Here is a 22,221-nt window from a genome sequence, read left to right as displayed (position 1 = left end):
ATAACGCTGCCCTTTCAGGCGCAGCAGGACAGCTTGGTGACATCCTTGTTGAAGGTCTGAGCCGCAAGCTTCAGTCCTTCGACCGTCGTTAGGTAGGGGAATATCGTCTCCGCGAGCTGCCCGACCGTGAGCCCGCATTTGATCGCAAGCGCCGCCGTCTGGATGCTGTCGGCGCCTTCGGGCGCCAGGATGTGGGCACCGAGCAGCTTGCCGCTCTTGGCCTCGGCGACGAGCTTGATGAGGCCGCGCGTGTCGCGCGCGGCGAGCGCCCGAGGGACGTATTCAAGCGGCAGCGCGGAGGTCTTCACCTCAAAGCCTTGTCGGCGCGCCTTGGCTTCCGTCAGGCCGACGCTGGCAACCTGCGGGTCGGTGAACACGACCGCCGGCATGGCCGCGGCGTCGTAGCGCTGGCTGTCGCCATTGAGCGCGTTCGCTGCCGCGATCCTGGCGCCATAGGCCGCCATGTAGACGAACTGATCGCGCCCCGTGACATCGCCGGCGGCGTAGACGCCGGGCTTGGAGGTTCGCATCCGGTCGTCCACCTTGATGCCGCCGTTCGCCAGAAGCTCCACGCCGGCCGCCGCGAGACCCAGGCTCTTCGTGTTGGGCTGGCGTCCGGTCGTGACAAGGACCTGCTCGGCCTCGATGCTTTCCGCAGCGCCGCCCGCCAGAACGGAAAGCGTCACCCCGTCCGGCCCCTGCCGGATGTCCCGATAGGTGAGCCCACCGCGGACGACGATGCTCTCATCCCGAAAGTAGCGGGTCAGCGCTTCGCCGATTTCCGGCTCGGCTTCGGGCAGCAGACGCGTGCGGAACGCGATGGTCACCTTCACGCCCGCACGGGCAAACATCTGGCCGAGCTCGCAACCGATGTAGCCGCCGCCGATGACGAGCAGGGACTTCGGCAACCGCTCGAGCTCGAGCGCCGTGGTGCTGGTCAGATAAGGTACTGCCTCGATGCCTGGGATGGGCGGAAGCGCGGGCGCAGCACCGGTCGCCACAACAATCTTCGCGGCCTTGACCAAGCGACCGTCAATGGCAACGCCGCCATCCACCAGGCGCGCCTGACCCTCCAGATAGGCGAGGGTGTTGTAGCTGGGCAGCAGGTCGACGTACTTCGCCTGGCGGAGCGAGGATACCAGCTCGTCCTTCTGCCGGACCACGGCGCGCCAGTCCGCGATCCGGCCCTCCGCCCGGATGCCCGCGAAGCGCGCGGCCGTCTCCGCATGGTGGAGCGTCTCCGTCGCCCGGATCAGGGTCTTCGACGGCACGCACCCGATATTGACGCAGGTGCCGCCAATGGTGCCGTGCCCGATGAGGGCGACATGGGCGCCAAGCTCGGCCGCCGTAATGGCCGCCGAGAAGCCGGCCGAGCCCGCGCCGATGACGGCCAGATCGTATCGGCCGTTCGGCTTATTGGTTTCGATTGCGCAACAGTCGTGCATGGTCATGTAAAGTCCCATTCCCTCAAATTCAGAGCGCTCCGTCCGACGCTTCCAGTGGCTTGAGGTGGGTTACTGCGTCGCCAAGTTCGCCGGGCGCGACGGATAGCCGGCTTTGGTCGTCGCGGCGATGAGAGCGGCCACGGTGGTGACCGTATCCTCGAAGGTGACCGTCGCTACGGCACCCGAGCTGAACCATCCCTCGTTCAATTCGACCGCCTTGACGCCAGACACCCGCGAGAGCGTCTTCTTCACGATCGGCCCGCAGAGTCCGCAGGTCGCATTGTCGACATTCAGGACGACGATCTTTTCGGCCGCCTGGGCCGCCAAGGGCGAAAGTATCACGGCAAGGGCAGCAGCAGCGGCGATGTGTCGAAGCATGGGGTCTCTCCTTCGGGCTAGAAGATCGATCAGAGGAACAGCGGTGCGAGCTTAGGGAAGCCGAGGGCGACGATGACGAGGAGCGCCGCCGTCCACAGCCCGATCTTCGCGATGCGGCCTGAGCTCGGCTTGGCGCAGTGGGAGCCCTCGACGCAGGCGGCCTTGGGTTTGAGGTAGACGAGGTAAAATCCATAGCCGAGGAAGCCAAGCGTGACGGCGGCGAAGATCGGCTGATAGGGCTCGAGGGCCGTCAGGTTGCTGATCCAGGCGCCGCTGATCCCGAGCGTGAACAGCGCGAAAGGCACCACGCAGCACGAAGCTGCGCCAAGGGCCGCCAGAATGCCGCCCAACGACATCAATCCCGCCTTGTGGGTCGAGGAATCGGCCTGGCTTCGGTCACGCAATGCCGAGGTCGTGCCCCCCAGTGTGTGCTGCACGGTGCTGTCCATCGCGTTTCGGTTCCTGGCAACGGCTGAGAACGATATAGGTCCTGTAGGAGCTACAGGTTCAACAAGAAAATTCGTGACGGCGAACACAGATTTGTGAGGAGGGTTTGCTGCCAGCCTCGTCACCTGCCGCAAATGGCTCAGGGCCGCGCGACGTTATCGCTTCGGGCCGAGCGTCGGGAGCGCATGCCGGCCCTGCCCGGACGTATGTGTTTGCGCACCATCTTGCCGGAGCCGCGCCCTTCGCCAACGGAGAATCCCGTAAGCGACAAGGCCGACCGCGAGAGCGCCGGCTGCCGCCTCGGCGAGTCCCCACCCGGCAAACCAGGTGACTGCACCGCCAAGAACGGAAACGAGGACAACCGGACCCAGGCAGCATAAAACAACGAGCGGCGCGACCACTGCGGCGGTCGCAAAACCGGCGACAGGTTTATCGTTCATGGCGACCTCATCATGCTTGTGGCGATCACGTCCCGGTGGCCGCGTCGCCGCAACCGCCGCTTAGCAGCTGAATAGCAGGGTCATGCCAAGCGCACGGCCACCCGACAGTGACGCATGCTTAGGAAGCACGGCTCAGATATGCCCAGCCTACGGCGCCGAGGGTCGCACCGAAGGCGGCGTGACCTGCAGCCTCCCACACGAAGCTGGCGGTCGTGTCCGCTCCCATGGCAAAGACCATTCCCGGATAAATGAAGAGAACCATATATGGGATCGGCATCCACCAGTGGCGCGCGCTGAACAGAATGAGGAAGGCCAAACTGAACATCACGCCAGCCCAAATGTGCCATGCATAGCCGATCAAAATGGTCTTTACCGAATTAGGTTGGCCGGCGGACTTTCCTTCATGATCCATACTGTCGGTTGCGTGCTCGCCGCCTGACCCCTGCATCGCCTGTGATCCGCCTGGCTCGCTCTGGGCATGCATGCCGGCGCCGGCATGCTGAGTTGCCGTGTCATGAGCCGCCTCTGAGGGCCCCGGACCGCTTCCGACATGAGTACTCTTGCCCATGTGATCACTGCCGCTTCCATGATGCATTGGCCCGGGTGCGATCTGCCCTGTCAGTCGGCCGCCGAAATCGCCAGCCTCGTCCATCGCGATAACACCCCCGCTGAAGCCGGAGAATCGGAAGGTGTCATAGGTGTTGGTGGCAAGCGTGCCGCCCAACAGGGCGACAAAAAGCGTACGCAACAGTCCGCGGTCGTTGTTGCGGTGCGCGAGCAACCCGGCTGCGACGACCAGAGCGACAGAGAGGGCCCACAGGACCGGCCCTGTGCTTGCCATTGAGACGTTCCACCGTAAATCGAGGACAAGCGGCAGTGGGCCAATGGCCGTCGCCAACAACGCACAGCACCGCGGCAGCCAGAAGTCGATAGAAGGTGGAGCGCCACGCAGCGCTTGGAAGACGGATGGCGGCGCCATGCTGTTACCCATTTTGCTATTCCTCCCTTGCAGATGAGTTTCATGCGGTCCTTCCGACCTGACTCATCAGCCAACGGTCGGCTCGATCCGACCATTCAATGCGCATCGGCGAACCCAGACCTTCCGCCAGCGAATGATCGCGTAGACGGCAACTCCAATGGCGAGAGCACTCGCGACGGCGGCTGCCGGATTGAGCCCGCCCAGCAAGCTCACTATTCCACCAATAACCGAGCCAAGGACGACCGGCCCGAGGCAGCACAGGAGGAGCGGCACAGAGGCGATGACGGTGAAAAGACCGGCAACAGGCTTCTCATTCATGGCGGCCTCCCGTTGAACTTATTGAGCGCCTTCCAGCGAGGATCGCTCCGGATTTCTTGGGAACGGCAGGATCGCAAGCACGGGGAGCGCAAGGTACGTAAGCGCGAGATACCCCAGATGTACGTTCGGCACGCCGGGAATCATGGCGCTGGCGTATGACGGGTCATGCATGAAATGCCCGGCATGAATGACGCCGTGATTGAGCCACTCAAGAAATACGAAGCTCAGCGCCATCATCACCAGCCCCATAAAGCCGCTCCATAGCGCGGCGCGGCGCAAGCTGCTGCAATCACAGTTCGCGTGCCCGGCCAGAAGGCTCACGGCTCTATGTCGGTAATAAAGCCAGTTCAAAAGCAGGATCAGGACAGCACTGCCGGCCAGCGCCTCGGGTATGTACCGCGCTATCTGGAGCGCGCTGTAGAAAGCGCCCAACCCGATCGCTCCGAAAACCAAACCACCGCCGCAACACAAGGAGCCGAGGAATCCCACGAACAGACTGCCGATAACCGGGGTCTTGTCGGGGGCAGAAGCTGCCGCATTTGGCATCGAATTACCGAGGAAGCTGAGCCCACCGTTCACATTCATGGTTCACTCCTCCGTTTACCGGTGTCATTGCCTCGGCAGACCGAAGACCGGTCACGCCGGTCTTGTTCGTACCAGCATTTCCGCACGATGATGCCGCCCAACGCCTGCAACATGGGTTCTGTAGTAGGTACAGGTTCAAGGAGAATTTTCGGTGCGGAACGCACATGTTTGTGAGTTTGATCGAACCTTCTGCGAAGGGGAGGGCGAGGCAAGGTTGATCGGACGCCAATGCGATCCGGGTGGCCGCACGGCGACGTCGGCCCGGTCGTTGCGGGGCCAGCGCCAGGAGACTATGGTCTGTATCGACTACAGGATTTCGGAGCGAGAAGAATGGCGAGCAGCAAGGCCGAGGCCGAGAAACTTCTAACCAGGGGCGCGCTCGCCGTCCGGACCGGCTGCAATATCGAGACGATCCGGTACTACGAGCAAATCGGCATTCTGCCTCCGCCACCCCGCAGCCAGAGCGGCCATCGCCTCTACGACCAAGCTCTTCTCAAGCGGCTGAACTTCGTCCGGCGGAGCCGGGACCTAGGGTTCACGCTCGAGGAAATTCGTGAGCTGCTCCGCCTCGTCGACGGCGGCAAGTACACCTGCGCGCAGGTCGAAGCCCTGGTGCTCGAGCACGTGCGCGAGATCCAGCGGAAGATTTCGGACCTAAGAAAGCTCAAGAACGTGCTCGAGACGATGGCGTCGCATTGCAGCAGAGGCAAGGTGCCTGAATGCCCGATCATCGACGTATTGTTCGATCCGCGGACGCGCCTGCCGTTGCCGAACGCCTCTCCGCGTTCGGCTGCATCGTCGCGCGCACGCTGAGGAGTCCCTAGTCCATCCCGGGGACCCAGTCTGCCGAGTATGACGTCGGCCATATGTGGAACGCCGGGGAAACATCAGCCAACCGACGACGGATGATGCGGCGCCGACCGCTCCCATCCGCATTCAGGCCTTAACGTCGAGCGCGGTCTTCAGCACCTGGTCTCCGGCGCGGATGGTGATCAGGTTCGCCTGGAGCTGGCGGACAGCATCGAGCTGGTCGACCGCCGTGCGCGCCGGATCGATGTTGGGCCGGTTGACCAGGCCGTTCGGGCCCGCATCGGCCCCATCTGGGTTGAACTCCGGCACCGATGGCGGCACGACCGGAGCAGCGAAGGCGCTGACACCGCCGGTCGCGAGGTTGGTCTGCACGGTCTGGGCCGGCCTGAACAGCCGGGCGGTGTTGGCCGGCGATGCCACTTGCGGTGCTAGCGGCTGGTTCGGCACCGAGGGCGTGCGGATGTTGGCCACGTTGCTTGCCGTCGTCTCCAACCGCTGTCCCGCGGCGACGGCGCCGCTGAGCCCGATCTGAATACTGTTCACCATCCCCTCCATCTAGGCCGAAGACCTGCCTTCGTCCATTCGTGGCGTCACCGTCGCCAGCCTCGCATCACGGGCTCCCGCCCAGCCGCCAGTACGGCAAACGTGGTTGCCTTACACGCCCACCCGCGCGGCAACTCAACTATGGTGCCGGGCGCCAGATGGTCCACCCCGCCGAGTCGCACGGCTCGTGCCGCCGTTGCGATTCCTCGATTGCATCATGGCGCTCTGCTCTTGGCTCTTGCCTCTAAGAGAGATATCACCTGTAGCCCCTACAGGAACAAGAAGTAGAATTATCGCAGAAAACAGCGGTGCGCTGTTCTGATGGCACGCCGCACGATTGCCAAATGATCGAGGCTTCTACTACCCCACCATCGGTCGGTTGCGGCACGCGGCCCAGCCCGAGGGGCAAGCCCCGGGGACGCGCAAGGTCGGCTCGGGTCGCGGAGGCCGACTCAAGGTTTCAGCTGCCAGCCGATCATGATCAGGTGCCTCGAGGCGCCGGCGAGCGCGATGTTGGCGACGATCATCACCATAAGACCGATCGCAAGCGGACCGTCCGCGTGACCGGCGATGCCGTAGCGGAAACCATCGACCATGTAGAAGAACGGATCGAGGTAGGCCACGGCCCGGAACGCCGACGGGAGGTCGCCGATCGAATAGAAGGTGCCGGAGAGGAAGGTCAGCGGCGCGATGACGAAGTTCGTCACCGCGGCAAGCTGGTCCATCTTCTGCGACCAGAGACCAGCCAGAATGCCGAGCAGCGCCAGGAGAAGCGACGCGGCGAGGGCGTGGAACATGAGATAGCCCGGATGCGTGAAGCCGAACCGCACGAAGGGCCACGTGGCGAGGCCGACGACGATGCCGACCAAGAGACCGCGGGTGACCCCGCCGAGAGCGAACCCGCAGACGAGCTCGCCTGCGCTCAGCGGCGCCATCAAGAGGTCGCCGATGGTGCCCTGCACCTTGGCGATGAGAAGCGACGAGGACGTATTGGCGAAGGCGTTCTGCGCCATCGTCATCATGATCAGGCCGGGTGCCAGGAACTCCAGGTAGGCGATGCCGTCGGCGGGTGCGGCTCTGCGGCCCAGCGCCACGGAGAACACCACGAGGAACAACAAAGTCGTCACCACCGGCCCGATGACGGTCTGGGCGGCAACCTTGAGGAAGCGCCTCACCTCGCGCTCGGATAACGTCCGCAGGCCGATCCAGTTGACGCCACCAAAACTGCGCGGGCCGGGGTGCATCGCCATTGCCGGTGCGACCGTACCCGTCTGGCTAAGCGACGGTCATGGCGAGGCGGGGAAAGCGACCGCGCGTCGCTCGCGTACCGCCCGTGCGACGGCGACCTCTTCATTTCCGGCAATGCGTTGTCGTGGCATCGAATTCCTCGAAGATCGCGCATTTCGCCCGCTCGGCGCTTCGGCACTCACAAATTTCATTCACAAGATCGTGAATGTAGTATCAAAATACGGGGCCGGCACGAAGTGCTGGCAACAAGGACAGAATACTTCATAGGGGCACAGTCAGCATGAAATCCGTTCGAACATGACCGCCCCGGCTCCTATTGTTTCACGCCAAGGCGCTGTTGCCGCGGCCATCGCCGCCGGCTTCCTTGCCACTCTGGTGTTCACCCTTCTCATGCATTACGGGGCGCCTCTCCTCACGGGCTTCCCGATGGACGTCACCGAGCTCCTGACCGCTTTCTTTGGCGACAACGCCGTGCTCGGCACCATGGCCCACTACGTCACCGGCTCGATCGCTTATCCCGTTGCCTATCTATTGGTCCGGCCGTACCTGCCGGCGAGCCCGATAGTGCGCGGACTCTTGTGCGGCGCGGTCCTCTGGCTCGCCGCCAATTTGCTGCTGCTGCCGATCATCGGCGCCGGAGTGTTCATGAGTCACCTGTTCCAGGGGAACGAAGCCGTGATGCCGGAGGCTGCCTCCCTGATCGGACACGTTGCATTCGGCCTCGTGCTCGCGAACCTGGTCGAATGGGCTCTATCCGAGAGGGGCGGTACCTGACGATCGAGCGGCTGGCTAAACCCAACCTGCACCGCCTCGGCATTCCAACTTTTGATCCGTACGACTGTACCCGCGGTCGCCCGAGCGAACCTCAGTACGACGCCGGCCGGCAATGGCCGGCAAGGTCGAGCAGGAACCAAGCAAGGAAAAAACCCCGTTCGCAGGCCGTATTGGGAATCCGACCGCTCGCTTCCGCCAAGCTGCCGACGATCGGTAAGAGGTGTTGCATGTCCATCGACGACGTCAGTAGCCGAAGGTCTGCATCGAAGTCCGCGTCAGGCGACCGTGCATTGCAATTGTGACGGCCGGCGGGCCTCATGGGTCTGAATTCTGGCCGCAGGTGTTGTCAACATTATCGGGGAGGAAAAGATGCGGTTGAGATGGATCGCCGTAGCGGCCTTGATCGTGATGGCCTGGATCGCGGCGCCGGTCGGAGCGCAGGCGCAGACCGCGCCTGTCAAGTTGGAGTGGTTCTCCTGGTCGATCTTCCGTCTGACCTCACCGACCGGGAAGGTCGTCCTCATCAACCCCTTCGTCACCAACCCGGACAGCCCGGTCAAGGTTGATGATTTCCCGAAGGTCGACGTCATCGTGGTAGCCGACGGGCATGGCGACGAGGTCGGCTCGACAGATGAGATTGCGATCAAGACCGGCGCGAAAATTGTCACCAGCTTCGAGATGTATTCGGTCTATTTCGAGCCGCGCAAAGTACCGCTCTCCCAGGTCCTGCGCTCGAGCCCCGGCGATTGGAACAAAATCGACGGCATCACCATCCGCAATGTCGGATCGGTACATGGCTCGGGCACGCCAGACAAGCTCTACGGCGGCGCGGCGATGGGCTTCGTTATGACGTTCGAGAACGGCACGACGGTATATTTCGGCGGCAGCACGGCGCTCACCCTCGACATGCAGCTCTGGGGCCGACTCTACAAGCCGGATGTCGCCATCCTCCACATGTCGGCGAACAAGGACCCGCAGGAACTCGTCGAGGTCGTCCGATTGCTGCGAACCGACAACCCGAACCTAAAAACCATCATCCCCCATCACCACCGACTGGTCGTGCCGCCGGGCGGTACGACCATCGCCGACTACGAAAAGGCGATCAAGGATTCCGGCCTGCCTGTGACCTTGCTCAATCCCGAACTTAAGAAGGTCTATGACCTGACGAGATAGCAGGCGCTCGGCGTTGCGGCCGTGACAAACCGCCGGCGAGCATAGCGACCTCGACGCCATGCGCGCTGAGCGCCTCGATCACGGACGACCGCGCGATCAGCAGGGCTGTGAAAGGCAGGCGTGACTGCACCATTGCACAAGCTGGCGTAGCTCCATCGGCATCTGCACGGCTGATCCGCAATATTGGGATCAGCCGGCCGGACTGGTCCGTTCCGGGTTTTCGCGTCCCCGGTTTTCGAGCTTTATGCCTTCAGGTCCGTGATCCGCATGATAGCGACCACGTTCCCGACGTTGGACGCCTGCTCCTTTGTGCCCTTGTCGCAGGTCCAAACGAAATTCTTTTTGGCCGTAAAAGTCTTGTCATCTTGCTCCACCCGAAGCTCACCTTCGGTGACGTGGCAGACCATGGCATTCGCCATGGGCGGACCCATGGTTTTCGCACCTGGCTGCACGATTACGTCACGCATCGAAACGGTCTTAAAACCGGGGATCATGGCCGGGCTGTCGCCATAGGTCCGAACCACAACTCCTGGATATGGCGCGGAGTCCTTGCCGGCGAGCGGGTCCGTGGTTTGCGAAGCGGCGGGCTGCATCACGGCAGCAGAAGCAGCTGCCAATCCGATCGCCAATGCTGACCTTCGGCTAACCTTTTCCATCGACCTTCTCCTCGTGTTTGGGAGCGGGGGCAGGCTACACTTTTCTCGCGCTGAGGTCGATGGAGCCTGCACAGACGCTGCCCCGCGCGGGCCGGTCGGCTCCGGACTCTAGCGAGCCTTGCCGCAATGCCATGATTGCGGCAATGTGACCTTCTCCTGAGCCTGATCGGTTTCGCGTCGTCAGCCTTGGAGAACGACGATGGCCGCAAGACGATGCACCTTGGCCGACGACGTATCCGCTGCGTTCGCCAGGGCATGCCGTGAGCGGGACCTCGGGGTAGCCGATCATCTGCTCCGCGCCCTGGAAATCATGGCGTGCCGTGGCGATGACCCCACCCAGATCGAGCGCGCCTATCTGCAGATTCCCCAGGCCAAGCCGGATCGGCGTGAGACTTCGCGGTCCGATCGTCATCACCGTTCCGATTGACGATTCTGCGAAATTTACCCACGAGCGCCGACATATCGGCGATGTTCCGCTCTCACGTCTTGGCACTACGGCCGATCGGCGCTATATGTTAGCGTGATGACGTTCCCCCTGCTCGCTCGCATCGTGCGGATTTCCCTGGTCGCGGTCCTTGTGCTTGGGCCGGCGCTGGCGTTTGCAGCACCCATGGCGGCAGGGATGCAGGATGCATCCGGGAAGACGGGGACGGTCGTCAGCATCGGTCATGCCAGCGAGTCTGGTTGCGCGGGTTGCCCAACGGACAGCAAGGGCAACGGCATGGCGGTCGCCGGTTGCGATGCGACGTGTCCGTCGTTCGTCGCTCTTCCGGCCGTCCTTGCTGCCGTCGAGCGGCAAGGCGTGGTGATTTGGACGGCACAATCCGTTCCTCAGGATCTCGGCGTCCCGCGCCAGGTCGACCCCCACCCTCCCAAAGCGTCCTCACGGGCCTAAGACCCTGATCCGCCTGTCGGCGGATCGCGGTCTCGTTCGTCGCCTGAGACGCCTGACGGCGCCTGTCGTCTTGCGTCGACATCCTACGCGCATCTGGACCCGATACGCCGTGCGCGAGGTCGTGAGGACTACCGATGACCACGACTCCAGCTCTGTGCCGCAGAGATTTCATCATCGCGGCGGGTAGTGTCGCGCTCGCGGCCGCCGTGCCGCACCCGGCGATCGCCGCTGCCGATCCGATCGGCTTGCGCCTCATCGCCAAGCCCGGACGCGTGCCCATCGTCGGATCGCCCCATCCCGAGACCGCGGTGTGGGGCTATGGCGGCACCGTTCCGGGGCCCGAGATCCGCCTCAGCCAGGGCGAGCGGCTGCGCGCCGTCGTCGAGAACCGTCTCAAGGAGGGCACGACCGTTCATTGGCACGGCATCCGCGTGCCCAACGCCATGGACGGCGTGCCCCGTTTGACCCAGGACACGATCCAGCCCGGCGCCAGCTTCACCTACGAATTCGACCTGCCGGACGCCGGCACCTACTGGTACCACACGCACGACAACAGCCCCGAGCAGATCGGACGCGGCCTCTACGGCCCGCTCATCGTCGAGGAGCCGGAGCCGCCGAAGGTCGACCGCGACGTGGTCTGGGTGCTCGGCGATTTTCGTCTCTTGCGCGACGCCTCCATCGCCGGCGGTTTCGAGAACCGGATGGAGATGGCGATGGCCGGCCGGATCGGCAACACCGTCACCGTCAACGGCAAAGTCGCGAAGGATTTCACCGTGCGTGCCGGCGAGCGGATCCGGCTCAGGCTGATCAACGCCGCGGCGGCCCGCGTCTTCGCTCTGGAGTTCCGCGGGCATCGGCCGTTTGTCATCGCCTATGACGGACAGCCGGTCGAGCCGCACGAGCCCGAAGACGAGCAAGTCGTGCTCGGCCCCGCGATGCGGACGGATTTGATCCTGGATTTGACCGGGAAGCCGAGGGACCGATTGCCGATCATCGACCCGTTTTATGACAACCTCACCTATCGGCTCGTCACCATTGCGTACAGCGACGAGACGCCGCTGCCGCGCCGCACGGCGGAGGATATTGCGCGCCTCCCGCCGAACACCATGCCGGAACCGGATCTTGCGGCCGCGGAACGGCACGAGATCGTGCTGGAAGGCGGAATGATGGGCGGCGGCTCCCAGGGTGGAATGATGGGGGGCGGCATGATGGGCATGATGCGGGGCAGCGCCATGTGGTCGATCAACGGTGTCGCCGCCATGGCCCACGACCTCATGCCCTCGATCAAGCTCCGGCGCGGCGCCACGGCGCTCCTCGCCATCCGCAACGAGACTGCCTGGTATCACCCGGTCCATCTGCATGGCCATTCCTTCCGCGTGGTCACCCGGAACGGCAAGCCGACCCGGTACCGGGAGTGGCGCGACACCGTGCTGGTGCCGCCGCGCGAGCAGGCCGAGATCGCCTTCGTCGCCGACAATCCCGGCGACTGGATGATCCACTGCCACATCCCGGACCACCAGGAGGGCGGGATGATGACGGTCATCCGCGTGGCTTGAGCGCGCATCCGAGACGACATTGAAAGGAGAGAAACCATGAGAACGCTCATCGTCGCAGCGCTGCTGGCGGGATTGCTGGCGCCGCTGCAGGCGTTGGCCCAAGCGACGCCGGCAGCGGCGCCGGCAAGCTCGAAGGACGTGACGCTCTACAAAAATCCGCAATGCACCTGCTGCGAGGACTACGCCACCTATCTCAGGCAAAACGGCTTCAAGGTGAAGGTTGTCTACACCCAGGATCTGTCGCTCATCAGCAAGGAGCGCGGCGTGCCTACGAGCCTCGAAGGCTGCCATCTGTCGATGATCGACGGCTATGTGGTCGAGGGCCACGTGACCGTCGACCTCATCCACCGGCTGCTCCGTGAACGCCCGAAGATCACCGGCATCTCGCTCCCCGGCATGCCCATGGGCACGCCCGGCATGGACGGTCCCAAGAGCGGCCCGCTCACGGTCTATCAGATCGCGCCGGGTGCGCCGGCGTTCGGGACGCAATGACCGTGGCGACGGAGCTGCATCGAGACCGGCCGATGGTCGATGCGTCTTTGGGCGCGACGGAGCGAGGCTCCAGCCGGCTTTGGCTCGCCCTGCCGCTGGTCGCGTTCGCCGGGATCGCCGTCGTGCTCGCTGTCGGCCTCACCGGGAATCCGCAAGACCTGCCCTCGGCCCTCATCGGCAAGCCGGCGCCGACATTCAAGCTGCCGCCGGTGCAGGGACGATCTCTCGGATTGTCCAGCGACGATCTCAAGGGCCGGGTCTCGCTCGTCAACGTCTTCGCCTCCTGGTGCGTCGCCTGCCGTGAGGAGCATCCGCTGCTGATGCGGCTCGCCCATGATGGACCGGTCCCCGTCTATGGCATCGACTACAAGGATCCGCCGGCCGACGCCGCGCGCTGGCTCGACACCATGGGCGATCCCTATGCCCGGACCGGAGCCGACCGCGACGGTCGCGTCGCCATCGATTGGGGCGTCTACGGCGTGCCCGAGACCTATGTCATCGACCGGGACGGGCGCATCGCCTTCAAGCAGATCGGCGCGCTGACGCCGCGGGACCTCCGGGAGAAAATCCTGCCGCTCATTGCGAGGCTGCAGCAATGACCCATCTTCGGCCGAACGATCTCTTGGCCTCTCCTTGGGCGGCCATCGCCGTGCTGATGCTGGCGCTCGTGCTGTCGACGGGTGCGAGGATGGCTGAGGCACGGAGCCTCGTCTTGCAGCTGCACGAGATCCCACAGCCGGTCCCGGCCATTCGCTTCACCGATGGCGAGGGACACGGCCTCGGCCTCGAGGACTTCCGGGGCAAGGTGGTCCTCCTGAACCTATGGGCCACCTGGTGCGTCCCCTGCCGCCAGGAGATGCCGACGCTCGACCGGCTGCAGACGAAGCTCGGCGGGCCGGATTTCGAGGTGGTGGCACTCTCCATCGACCGCGCCGGCATGGACCCGGTGCGCCGGTTCTATGCGGAGATCGGCATCGTCAAGCTTGCCCTCTATCTCGACAGCTCGGGCAAGGCGGCGCGGGATCTCGGCGTCTACGGGTTGCCGACGTCGCTGCTCATCGGCCGCGACGGCACCGAGCTCGGACGTCTCATCGGCCAGTCGGAATGGGACAGCGCCGAAATCGTCGCGCTGATCGCCCGCGCCATCGCTGCCCCCGCAACCTCGAATTCGAAGGAAAAGACTCCATGAGATCCGTCAATCCTACAATCGGCCAAGACGTGTTTGCCGTGGCTCGCACCTGGCTCACCGGCCGGCGCGGACTGATCGTGGCCGCCATCGTCCTCTCGACGGTCGGCCTATCGCTCGGCTGGGGCTGGCTCGCCGCCATCGGCGTCGCCCCGATCCTGCTGTCGGTGCTCCCCTGCCTCGCCATGTGCGCGCTCGGCATCTGCATGCAGAGCATGGGCGGCAAGTCGTGCTCGACCCAAGCGGGCCAGGCGCCGAGCATGCCGGAGACGAGCTCAGTCGTGAACCCGCCGATCGGCCCGCTTGCATCGGCCGCGCGGCCGGAGCCGATCACCATCGAGGGGACCTTCGAGGAGATCCCCTTGGAGCCGGCGGTCGGCGGCGACAGGTCCGCACCTCGAACCTCCGAGCCGCTGATTTCCAAGGTAAGGACCTAAGGTGCCAGGCGTCCTCGTGACCCTGCGACCGCTCGGCCTCCTGGTCCCGCCGATCCTCTGGCTCGCCTTGCAGCCGGCTTCGGCCCACTCGCTGAAGGAGCTCGAGGACCAGCTCTTCAAGCGCGAGCCCTTCGTCGAATTCGTGAACCGCCCGGCAGCCGGCTTCACGCTCACGGACGCCGGCGGCCGCGCCGTCAGCCTCTCCGACTACCGCCGCAAGGTGGTGGTCCTGTGGTTCATCTACACGAACTGCCCGGATATCTGCCCGCTGCAGAGCGAGAAGCTGGCCTCGATCCAGACCAAGGTGAACCGGACGCCGATGCGCGACATCGTCGAGTTCATGACCGTCACCACCGATCCGGCGCGGGACACGCCCGACGCGCTCAAGGCTTACGGACCGGCGCACGGGCTCGAACCGGCGAACTGGGTCTTCCTCACCAGCGGGGCCGACAAGCCTGCGGCGACGCGAGGGATCGCCAAGCGCTACGGGCTGGAGTTCACGCCGGGAGAAGACGGCATGCTGATGCACGGCGCGGTGACCCACGTGATCGACAAGAGCGGCAATCTCAGGGCGCGCTTCCATGGCCTCGACTTCGGCGAGACCAATTTGATCCTCTACGTCAACGCGCTCTCCAATGACGACCATTGAACGCGAGGAAACGAAGGTCGTGCGCCGGATCGGCGGACCGGTTCATGGATCCGCTGGCCTCGCGACGTGTAACCTCTCGGCCTCATCGGCCGAACTCCTATAGAGCAATCCTTCATGGAGGACTCCCGATGCTCAAGCCCATGACCGGCCTCCGCCGCGCCCTTGCCATGCTCGGCACTGCTGTCCTCACGGCCGCACTCGCCTCGGCTGCCGTCGCTCACAATCCCGCGACGAAATCCTCCGCGGCGGACGCCGCGGGAGAGATCGGCGGACCCTTCACCCTTCTCGACCATAACGGCCGGACGGTGTCGGACGCCCAATTCCGCGGCAGGCTCATGCTGATCTATTTCGGCTACACGAACTGCCCCGACATCTGCCCTCTCGACGCCCAGAACATCGCGGCCGCGATGGATCTGCTGGGCAGCCGGGCGGCGGGCGTGCAGCCGCTCTTCATCACCATCGATCCGGAACGGGATACCCCGGAGCGCCTGGCCGATTGGCTGGGCCCGCTTCATCCACGCTTCCTCGGGCTGACGGGCACACCCGAGCAGATCGCCATGGTGACGAAGGCTTACAAGGTGGAGTTCGAGCGCATGGCGCCGACGGCGGCCGGTTCCTACGAGTTCACCTTCGGTCATCCAGGCCTGCTGTATCTCGTGGACACGGACGGACACTTCCTCGCCATGCTCCCCTCCGGCACCGAGCCCGAGGCGATCGTGGCGGAGGTCGAGCGGTACCTGCCGCAGAAGAAGCCGGTCGCGCCGGCCAGGACCGACGCCGCGGCCCCAAAGGAGATCGGCAATCTTGAGATCTTCAAACGCGCCGATCTCAGCAACCTGCAGCGGCTCGACAATGGCGACTTCCTGTTCCGGCTGGCTCGGGACAACGACACCGGCGTCACCTACTGGGCCTACAATGGCAATACCAAGAACATCCTCGCCGTCGCTGCCGACGCCCGGATCGCTCGCGACGACGAAACCGCCAAGAACCTGCTGCTGACGATCACGAAACTGCCGAGCCGCACCGCATGCGGCGTCGGCGCTTTCCATGAGTCGAGCGTTTGGGTCGTGCCGGAGACCTATCGCATCGGTCCCAAAGGCCCGCGTCTCTCAATCACGCCGGTGCTGGTCGAGGGCGACGTGCAGAACGACAAGACGGGCACCACGCCGCCGCGTCTCCTGCGCTACCGGAACCACCTTTCGGGCAGATGAGGCTTGGCAGAGCCCTCGGCCGCCCAGGCGCGTGCTCCGAATTGCCATGTTGATCGATCTTTCGGCAGTCGGTCTGGCGACGGCGTTCTTTGCGGGAACGGTTTCGTTTCTGTCGCCATGCGTCCTCCCGCTCGTACCCGGCTATCTCTCTTTCATTGCCGGGCGACCGTTGAGCGGACCCTCGCCAGAAGAGCGAACCCGATCGAGGCTGCCGGTTCTCGGCCTCAGCCTCTGTTTCGTTCTCGGCTTCTCGACCGTGTTCGTCCTGTTCGGAGCCAGCGCCACCGCGATCGGCCACCTGCTGCTGCGGCATCGCTACGAAACGAACCTCATCGGCGGGGTCATCGTCATTCTGTTCGGCATCGCTATGACCGGAGCGCTCCGGCTCCAATGGCTGCAGCGCGAATGGCGCCTCGGCGAAAACCTGGGTGGCGGCACGCCGATCGCCGCCTTCGTCCTCGGCCTCGCCTTCGCCTTCGGCTGGACGCCCTGCATCGGGCCGGTGCTGGGGGCGATTCTGACCGTGAGCGCCACCACCGCAACGGTGCAGCAAGGCATTATCCTGCTTGCGATCTACTCGCTCGGCCTAGGCCTGCCCTTCCTCGTCGCGGCGGCGTGCACCGATACGGTCGCGACGCGTCTTCGCCCGCTCCGCCGCCTCGGCCGGTCTCTGCAGGTGCTGGCCGGCGGGGTCATGGTGGTCATGGGAATAGCCATGATCACCGGCACCATGTCGACCTTCGCCTATTGGCTGCTCGAAACGATTCCGGGATTCGCGAGCATCGGATGATCCGGCCCGGAGATCAGCGACCCAATCGATTTCGCCGCGTTCCCGCCATCGTCGGCGCCGGGATGATGGGCGATCGGGCGTCAGTGATCTTCGCCGATCCCGGCGAGATCACCGCGGCGATCAAGCATGAATGCTGATCGCTTCGTGGGTCCCGCCAAGAAAATGCTCGCCTATGGTCTCAGCGCCGCGGCGGTTGCAGCGGCCGCGGGGACCGTCGCGGTCTGGCTACAGTGGCGAGGCCAGAGTGCTGCCAATGCCGACGACCCGCGCCTCGTCGCCGAAGGACGCGCGGTCTACGCCGTGCACTGCGCAAGCTGCCACGGCAAGGACCTCGAAGGGCAACCGAACTGGCGCGAGCGCTTGGCCAATGGCCGCCTGCCGGCGCCGCCGCACGACGCAGACGGTCACACCTGGCACCACCCGGATCGCCAACTGTTCACGATCACCAAGGACGGATTGTCGGCCGTGGTGCCCGGCTACGAGAGCGACATGCCGGCCTTCGGACCGACACTCTCCGACCGGCAGATCTGGGCGGTCCTCGCCTTCATCAAGAATAGCTGGCCGCAAGAGATTCGATTGCGTCAGGAGCAGATGAACCAAACCACGAGGTGAGCATTTCCATCAGAGACTCCGGAGGAAAGATCCGATGATGGACCACATGACGAAAGGCCGCGGCGACGGCGACCTCAACGGCCATCGCGATCGGCGCGGATCATGCGGACGGACGCGACCGGCGTCCGCAGGCCGATCCGGCGGACTTCCGCCAGGACTTGATCGGGCGTCGAGAGCTGCGGCGCGCGCACCGCCTCCTCGATGATCGCCATGAGCTCTCCCTGGAGCGAGCGGTGGTGACGGGCGGCGCGCTGCCGGAGCCGCGCGACGATGTCGCCAGGAACATTCTTGATGGACAGGTTGATCGGCACCGTCGGCTCCAAATTGCCTCCATTCCGGACCAAAATAGCCATCGACCCCCTCGATGCAACCATCTCCGATGGCGCCGCTGAGGCTGGCGCGAGTTGCAGGCCTCCGCGCTTCGGCACTACTCTGGGCGCATCCGCCTCGATCTCGCGGCTCACCGTACCCTTCCAGAGAGACCCATGTTCACCACCCGACCGGAACTCCTCGGCACCTTCGGCATGGTTGCCTCGACTCATTGGCTCGCCAGCGCCGCCGGCATGGCGATCCTGGAGAAGGGCGGCAACGCCTTCGATGCCGCGGTGGCGACCGCGTTTGCCCTCCAGATCGTCGAGCCACATCTGAATGGGCCCGGCGGCGAGGTGCCGGCGATCGTGCATGACGCGAAGTCGGGCAAGACCAAGGTGCTGTGCGGCCAGGGTGTGGCGCCGGCGAAGGCGACCGAGGCCTATTACCGCTCTCTCGGTCTCGATCTCGTGCCCGGAACCGGGTTTCTGGCGGCGACCGTGCCCGGCTCCTTCGATGCCTGGATGCTCTTGTTGCGCGACCATGGCACGCTCGGACCCCGCGCCGTGCTCGAGACGGCCATCGGCTTTGCCGGCCAGGGCTATCCCCTGGTGCCGCGCATCCCGCAGGCGATCGAATCCGTGGCCGATCTGCATCGGACCTATTGGCCGAGCTCGGCCGCGGTCTATCAGCCCGGCGGCAAGATCCCGGAAGCCGGCACGCTCTTCCGCAATCCCGATCTCGCCGCCACCTACACACGCGTGGTCAAGGAAGCCGAGGCGGCAGGCGGCGACCGGGTGAGGCAGATCGAGGCGGCGCGCAATGCCTGGTATCGCGGCTTCGTCGCCGAGGCGATCGACCGCTTCTGCCGCAGCAAGCTCATGGACACCTCGGGCGAGCCCCATGCCGGCCAGCTGACGGCCGACGACATGGCGCGCTGGCAGGCGAGCTTCGAAGAGCCGCTCTCCTACCAATACGGGCGCTACACCGTGCTGAAATGCGGTCCGTGGAGCCAGGGTCCGGTCTTCCTGCAGCAATTGGCTTTGCTCAAGTCTCTCGGCCTGGAGGGCAGCGATCCCTTGTCGCCGGAATTCGTCCACACCGTGGTCGAATGCGCCAAGCTCGCCTTCGCCGACCGCGAGGCCTATTACGGCGATCCGAAATTCGTCAAGGTGCCGATGGAGACCTTGCTCTCGGATGCCTACAATGACGCGCGGCGCCGGCGTCTCGGCAAGGACGCCTCGATGGAGCTCGTCGCCGGTCCGGTGCCGGGCTACAACCCGCGCACCGACTGGGCGAAGCCGACGGCGTCCACCCGCGTCTACGACCAGAGCGGCGCCGGCGAGCCGACGATGGCGCGCACCGGAACCCACGGCAACGACACCTGCCATCTCGATGTGATCGACCGCCACGGCAACATGGTCTCGGCGACGCCGTCGGGCGGCTGGCTGCAGAGCTCGCCGGTGGTGCCGGGCTTGGGCTTCTGCCTCGGCACCCGCGGGCAGCTGTTTTCGCTGGACGAGACCGGGCCCAACGGCATCAAGCCCGGCAAGCGGCCGCGCACCACCTTGACGCCCTCCTTCGCCTATCGCGACGGCGAGCCCTACCTCGCCTTCGGCACGCCCGGCGGCGACCAGCAGGACCAGTGGTCGGTCCTGTTTTTCCTGCATGTCGCCCATCACGGCATGAATCTGCAGGAATCGATCGAGTGCCCGGCCTTCCACACCGAGCACTTCCCCAGCTCGTTCTATCCCCGGGACGCGAAGCCCGGCCGGGTCGTGGTCGAGGGCCGCTTCCACCCCCAGACCGTGGAAGAGCTGAAGCGGCGCGGCCACGCAGCCGAGGCCGGTGGCGATTGGAGCGAGGGCCGCTTGTCGGCCGTCGCCAAGGACGGGACGCTGTTCAAAGCCGGCGCCAACCCGCGCGGCATGCAGGGCTACGCCCTCGGGCGCTGAGCGCGTTCCCGCTAGGTAGAATCGATGGTCCTCTCTTGCTCCCTCTCCCTTGGGAGAGGGAGCAAGAGAGGTCGTGCAAAGCCTGCAACCGCCGCGTCCCCTCACCCGCTCGCTACCGCTCGCAACCTCTCCCCAAGGAGAGGTGACGATGCCTTCCGTCTTGCCCATTACGCTCAAGGATAGGGCGGACGTGACGGGTGATCACATCTAAGCTGAACGTGCACGAGCGCGCAGCCTCACGCCTTGGCGGCGATCGCCTCGACCTCCGCCAGGAATTGCGGGCTCGCGAGCGCAGCGATGATCGCCAGGGTCGAGGCCGGCTTGTGGCCGCCCAGGTGCTTGTCGCGCACTTTGCGCGCGGCCGCGATGTCCTCCGGTTTCAACAGATAGACGGTGAGCTTGACCAGGTCGGGCACGTCCATGCCGCCGGCTTTCAGGACCGCGGCGATGTTGGTGTAGATCTGCTCGAGCTGGGCTTCGATGCCGGCGGCCACCTTGCCGTCCGGGGCGACACCCACCTGTCCGGAAATGACCAGCCAGCGGGCATTTGCCGGGACTTCCACCGCCTGGCTGTAGGAGGAGGCCGGAGCCGGTGCGGTGGGTGGGGAAAATGCACGATTCATAGGCAATCTCCGTGCGTTAGAGGCAAAGAATGCATTTAGAGTGGATTTGATTCAAACCGGATTAGCCTCCGCGGGAAATCCATGTAAGGTGCCGCCGGCGCCTCCCTGCAACGGTCCCAGTCACGCCTTCCTGTCGCCCATGTCCCGCCTCAGCCAAAGCGCGGCGCTCGCGCTCATCGCCCGCAGCATCGCCGAGATCGTCGGCCCAGCGAGCGAAGCATATCGCGACATACTGAAGGCTGCCCAGAGCGGCCAGCTCGTGGATGTGCTGCTGGCCCAGGCCGCCTTCGATGCGCTGCCGGGCGCGCTCCGGCACCGGATCGCCGACCGGGTGGCCGAACTTTCCGCCGAGCGGGACGAGAAGAGCTGAGGGAAGCTCGGCTTTGCCTCATTCGAATTCGAAGGGCAGCATCGCCCTGACACGCTGGTACTTGGCGACCAGCTCGGCCTCGCTGTCGGCGCCGACATTCACCAGCCCGTAGCGGTAGCTATAGCTGTCCTGATGCGGGGAGGTGGAGAGGCGGTCGCCGGTATCGGCCAGCACGCGCACCAGCGCATCGGGCACGGCCTCGACCACGCGCGCCAGGTCGTCCGCTTCGGGCACGCGGCGCACCAGCTTGTCCTCGAAGCTGCGCAGCACGAAGCTCGCCGCCATGCGGAACTGGCCCTGGCGGCCGCCGCCGGCGGGCGGCACGCCGGTCGCCAGCTCGACCAGGGTCTGCAGCGTGTTGACGCCGTCCACCTTCTCGAAGAGATCGGCGAATTGCGGCGACAAGCGGCTGTTCGCCTCGATGATGAGCGGGCGACCGCTGGAGCGCTCGACGAAGAACTCGACGTTGAACTGCGCGTTGTCGTAGCCGATGGCGGTGAAGAAGCGCTCGACCACCTCGGCCATGCGCTCTTGCACCCTACGCGGCAGGCGCGAGGGATAGTCGAAGCGCTTGAAGCTCACCCGGTTCGGGAAGCGGATCGAGTCGACCACACCCAAACTCACCACGCGGCCGCGGTCGACGAAGCCTTCAAGCGTGCATTGATGCCCGGACATGAGGCCCTCGGCCAAGAGGTGGGTGCCGTCCACGTCATCGTGCTTCGCCCGCTTAGGCGCGAGCGAGAGGATCTCATCGAAGCTGGAGACGAAGGAAGGCAGCTTGGCGCCGGCCTCTTCCATGGCGGCGCGGAGCTCCGTCTCGCCCGTGATCTTGAAGCCGAACATCGACATGTAGGCCTTGACCGGCTTCAGCCAGAACGGAAAGCCGATCGCGAGCGCCGAGGCTTCAAGCGGACGACGCGGATCGATCAGCTGGAATGGCGGCACCGCATCCGGAACCGCGCGGGCCTGCCAGAGGCGGCTCCACCATTTGTGCTCACAGCGGAGCACGGCGGCGAGATCGTTGGCCGGCAGGCCGAGCCTGCGGCACAGCATCGGCACCAAGAGGCTCGGCGGAAAATCATCGAGGCCGATGATACCGGCGACCGGCGTGGGCGAGGCCCGCACCTCGGCCGTGGCGCGCGCCAGGAACTCCCTCGGCTTGCAGCGCCACGGATCGGTGTCGGCGTCGTCGCCCAGCTTGGCGAACCGGTAGGGCAGGTGGCCGAGTGCGCGGCCGAGGCGGCTCGCCATGTCCTCGTCCATGCCCATGACCAGCACGGTCTTGGGCGTGCTTGCGGCGCTGGCCATTACGAGCCTGACCTTGGAGTCGAGGCGTAGCG

At 65.1% G+C, this 22,221-nt stretch carries 27 protein-coding genes and 1 pseudogene; 16 read left to right on the top strand and 12 right to left on the bottom strand.

Annotation, left to right across the window (positions count from 1 at the left end; translation table 11 throughout):
- Positions 1-14: 14 nt before the first annotated feature.
- The 6 genes from merA to HY058_14905 all read right to left on the bottom strand — a co-directional run bounded on the left by merA (position 15) and on the right by HY058_14905 (position 4,592).
- Positions 15-1,463 (bottom strand): mercury(II) reductase, encoded by a 1,449-nt coding sequence (gene merA / locus HY058_14930; GenBank protein ID MBI3498590.1) that lies wholly within the window; start codon positions 1,461-1,463, stop codon positions 15-17.
- A 51-nt stretch (positions 1,464-1,514) separates the two neighbouring features.
- Positions 1,515-1,823, bottom strand: coding sequence for a cation transporter (locus HY058_14925; protein MBI3498589.1), 309 nt, complete (start codon positions 1,821-1,823; stop codon positions 1,515-1,517).
- A 29-nt stretch (positions 1,824-1,852) separates the two neighbouring features.
- Positions 1,853-2,272: a mercury transporter MerT gene (locus HY058_14920; GenBank protein ID MBI3498588.1), complete on the bottom strand. Its 420-nt coding sequence runs from the start codon at positions 2,270-2,272 to the stop codon at positions 1,853-1,855.
- Between the two features lie 556 nt (positions 2,273-2,828).
- On the bottom strand, positions 2,829-3,701 hold the full coding sequence (locus HY058_14915; protein ID MBI3498587.1) for a hypothetical protein: 873 nt from the start codon (positions 3,699-3,701) through the stop codon (positions 2,829-2,831).
- Between the two features lie 54 nt (positions 3,702-3,755).
- Positions 3,756-4,007: a hypothetical protein gene (locus HY058_14910; protein ID MBI3498586.1), complete on the bottom strand. Its 252-nt coding sequence runs from the start codon at positions 4,005-4,007 to the stop codon at positions 3,756-3,758.
- 18 nt (positions 4,008-4,025) lie between these two features.
- Positions 4,026-4,592: a hypothetical protein gene (locus HY058_14905; GenBank protein ID MBI3498585.1), complete on the bottom strand. Its 567-nt coding sequence runs from the start codon at positions 4,590-4,592 to the stop codon at positions 4,026-4,028.
- Between the two features lie 330 nt (positions 4,593-4,922).
- Here HY058_14905 and HY058_14900 point away from each other — a divergent pair, with 330 nt between their 5' ends.
- Positions 4,923-5,405: a helix-turn-helix domain-containing protein gene (locus tag HY058_14900; GenBank protein ID MBI3498584.1), complete on the top strand. Its 483-nt coding sequence runs from the start codon at positions 4,923-4,925 to the stop codon at positions 5,403-5,405.
- Between the two features lie 123 nt (positions 5,406-5,528).
- Here the strand turns inward: HY058_14900 and HY058_14895 are convergent, their stop codons facing one another.
- Together HY058_14895 and HY058_14890 are read right to left on the bottom strand one after the other, a co-directional pair.
- Entirely contained in the window at positions 5,529-5,945 is a 417-nt protein-coding gene (locus HY058_14895; protein ID MBI3498583.1) for a hypothetical protein, read from the bottom strand.
- A 452-nt stretch (positions 5,946-6,397) separates the two neighbouring features.
- Complete coding sequence (locus tag HY058_14890) at positions 6,398-7,195, bottom strand: ABC transporter permease (protein ID MBI3498582.1); 798 nt, start codon at positions 7,193-7,195, stop codon at positions 6,398-6,400.
- 295 nt (positions 7,196-7,490) lie between these two features.
- Between HY058_14890 and HY058_14885 the strand changes: the two genes are divergently transcribed.
- The gene (locus HY058_14885) at positions 7,491-7,967 is read left to right on the top strand and encodes a hypothetical protein (GenBank protein MBI3498581.1); all 477 of its coding nucleotides are present in this window, start codon (positions 7,491-7,493) and stop codon (positions 7,965-7,967) included.
- 369 nt (positions 7,968-8,336) lie between these two features.
- A complete protein-coding gene (locus tag HY058_14880; GenBank protein MBI3498580.1) occupies positions 8,337-9,140 on the top strand; it encodes an MBL fold metallo-hydrolase in 804 nt (267 codons plus the stop codon).
- Between the two features lie 242 nt (positions 9,141-9,382).
- On the opposite strand, the gene HY058_14875 is transcribed toward HY058_14880, so the two are convergent.
- Positions 9,383-9,796, bottom strand: a complete 414-nt coding sequence (locus HY058_14875; protein ID MBI3498579.1) for a hypothetical protein — start codon at positions 9,794-9,796, stop codon at positions 9,383-9,385.
- A 220-nt stretch (positions 9,797-10,016) separates the two neighbouring features.
- Between HY058_14875 and HY058_14870 the strand changes: the two genes are divergently transcribed.
- From HY058_14870 to HY058_14820, 11 genes and pseudogenes are all read left to right on the top strand, one after another.
- Positions 10,017-10,223 carry a hypothetical protein gene (locus HY058_14870; protein MBI3498578.1) on the top strand — a complete coding sequence of 69 codons (207 nt, stop codon included), beginning with the start codon at positions 10,017-10,019 and terminating at the stop codon, positions 10,221-10,223.
- Positions 10,224-10,825: 602 nt separating this feature from the next.
- Positions 10,826-12,247, top strand: a complete 1,422-nt coding sequence (locus HY058_14865) for a multicopper oxidase family protein (GenBank protein ID MBI3498577.1) — start codon at positions 10,826-10,828, stop codon at positions 12,245-12,247.
- Positions 12,248-12,283: 36 nt separating this feature from the next.
- A complete protein-coding gene (locus tag HY058_14860) occupies positions 12,284-12,739 on the top strand; it encodes a DUF411 domain-containing protein (GenBank protein ID MBI3498576.1) in 456 nt (151 codons plus the stop codon).
- A gap of 32 nt (positions 12,740-12,771) precedes the next feature.
- On the top strand, positions 12,772-13,338 hold the full coding sequence (locus HY058_14855; GenBank protein ID MBI3498575.1) for a DsbE family thiol:disulfide interchange protein: 567 nt from the start codon (positions 12,772-12,774) through the stop codon (positions 13,336-13,338).
- Positions 13,339-13,394: 56 nt separating this feature from the next.
- Positions 13,395-13,928: a TlpA family protein disulfide reductase gene (locus HY058_14850; protein MBI3498574.1), complete on the top strand. Its 534-nt coding sequence runs from the start codon at positions 13,395-13,397 to the stop codon at positions 13,926-13,928.
- On the top strand, positions 13,925-14,362 hold the full coding sequence (locus HY058_14845) for a hypothetical protein (GenBank protein ID MBI3498573.1): 438 nt from the start codon (positions 13,925-13,927) through the stop codon (positions 14,360-14,362). The genes HY058_14850 and HY058_14845 overlap by 4 nt, the downstream gene beginning before the upstream one ends.
- A 16-nt stretch (positions 14,363-14,378) precedes the next feature.
- The gene (locus HY058_14840) at positions 14,379-15,011 is read left to right on the top strand and encodes an SCO family protein (protein MBI3498572.1); all 633 of its coding nucleotides are present in this window, start codon (positions 14,379-14,381) and stop codon (positions 15,009-15,011) included.
- Positions 15,012-15,139: 128 nt separating this feature from the next.
- Positions 15,140-16,222, top strand: a complete 1,083-nt coding sequence (locus tag HY058_14835; GenBank protein ID MBI3498571.1) for an SCO family protein — start codon at positions 15,140-15,142, stop codon at positions 16,220-16,222.
- 49 nt (positions 16,223-16,271) lie between these two features.
- Positions 16,272-17,012 (top strand): cytochrome c biogenesis protein CcdA, encoded by a 741-nt coding sequence (locus HY058_14830; GenBank protein MBI3498570.1) that lies wholly within the window; start codon positions 16,272-16,274, stop codon positions 17,010-17,012.
- Between the two features lie 41 nt (positions 17,013-17,053).
- Positions 17,054-17,149: pseudogene (locus HY058_14825) on the top strand (cytochrome c family protein).
- 25 nt (positions 17,150-17,174) lie between these two features.
- On the top strand, positions 17,175-17,624 hold the full coding sequence (locus tag HY058_14820) for a c-type cytochrome (GenBank protein ID MBI3498569.1): 450 nt from the start codon (positions 17,175-17,177) through the stop codon (positions 17,622-17,624).
- Positions 17,625-17,698: 74 nt separating this feature from the next.
- Here HY058_14820 and HY058_14815 read toward each other — a convergent pair whose 3' ends face one another.
- Positions 17,699-17,929, bottom strand: a complete 231-nt coding sequence (locus HY058_14815) for an Arc family DNA-binding protein (GenBank protein ID MBI3498568.1) — start codon at positions 17,927-17,929, stop codon at positions 17,699-17,701.
- A 180-nt stretch (positions 17,930-18,109) separates the two neighbouring features.
- Between HY058_14815 and HY058_14810 the strand changes: the two genes are divergently transcribed.
- Positions 18,110-19,888, top strand: a complete 1,779-nt coding sequence (locus HY058_14810; GenBank protein MBI3498567.1) for a gamma-glutamyltransferase family protein — start codon at positions 18,110-18,112, stop codon at positions 19,886-19,888.
- A 236-nt stretch (positions 19,889-20,124) separates the two neighbouring features.
- On the opposite strand, the gene HY058_14805 is transcribed toward HY058_14810, so the two are convergent.
- Positions 20,125-20,511, bottom strand: coding sequence for a RidA family protein (locus tag HY058_14805; GenBank protein MBI3498566.1), 387 nt, complete (start codon positions 20,509-20,511; stop codon positions 20,125-20,127).
- Between the two features lie 139 nt (positions 20,512-20,650).
- On the opposite strand from HY058_14805, the gene HY058_14800 reads away from it, so the two are divergent.
- Positions 20,651-20,881 carry a hypothetical protein gene (locus tag HY058_14800; GenBank protein MBI3498565.1) on the top strand — a complete coding sequence of 77 codons (231 nt, stop codon included), beginning with the start codon at positions 20,651-20,653 and terminating at the stop codon, positions 20,879-20,881.
- An 18-nt stretch (positions 20,882-20,899) separates the two neighbouring features.
- Here the strand turns inward: HY058_14800 and HY058_14795 are convergent, their stop codons facing one another.
- Entirely contained in the window at positions 20,900-22,189 is a 1,290-nt protein-coding gene (locus tag HY058_14795) for an ATP-grasp domain-containing protein (protein ID MBI3498564.1), read from the bottom strand.
- Positions 22,190-22,221: the final 32 nt, after the last annotated feature.

Source organism: Pseudomonadota bacterium (assembly GCA_016195085.1).
Classification (GTDB): Bacteria; Pseudomonadota; Alphaproteobacteria; order SHVZ01; family SHVZ01; genus JACQAG01.
Note: the sequence above shows the minus strand (reverse complement) of the source record. Positions and strands in the feature narration are given on the sequence as shown.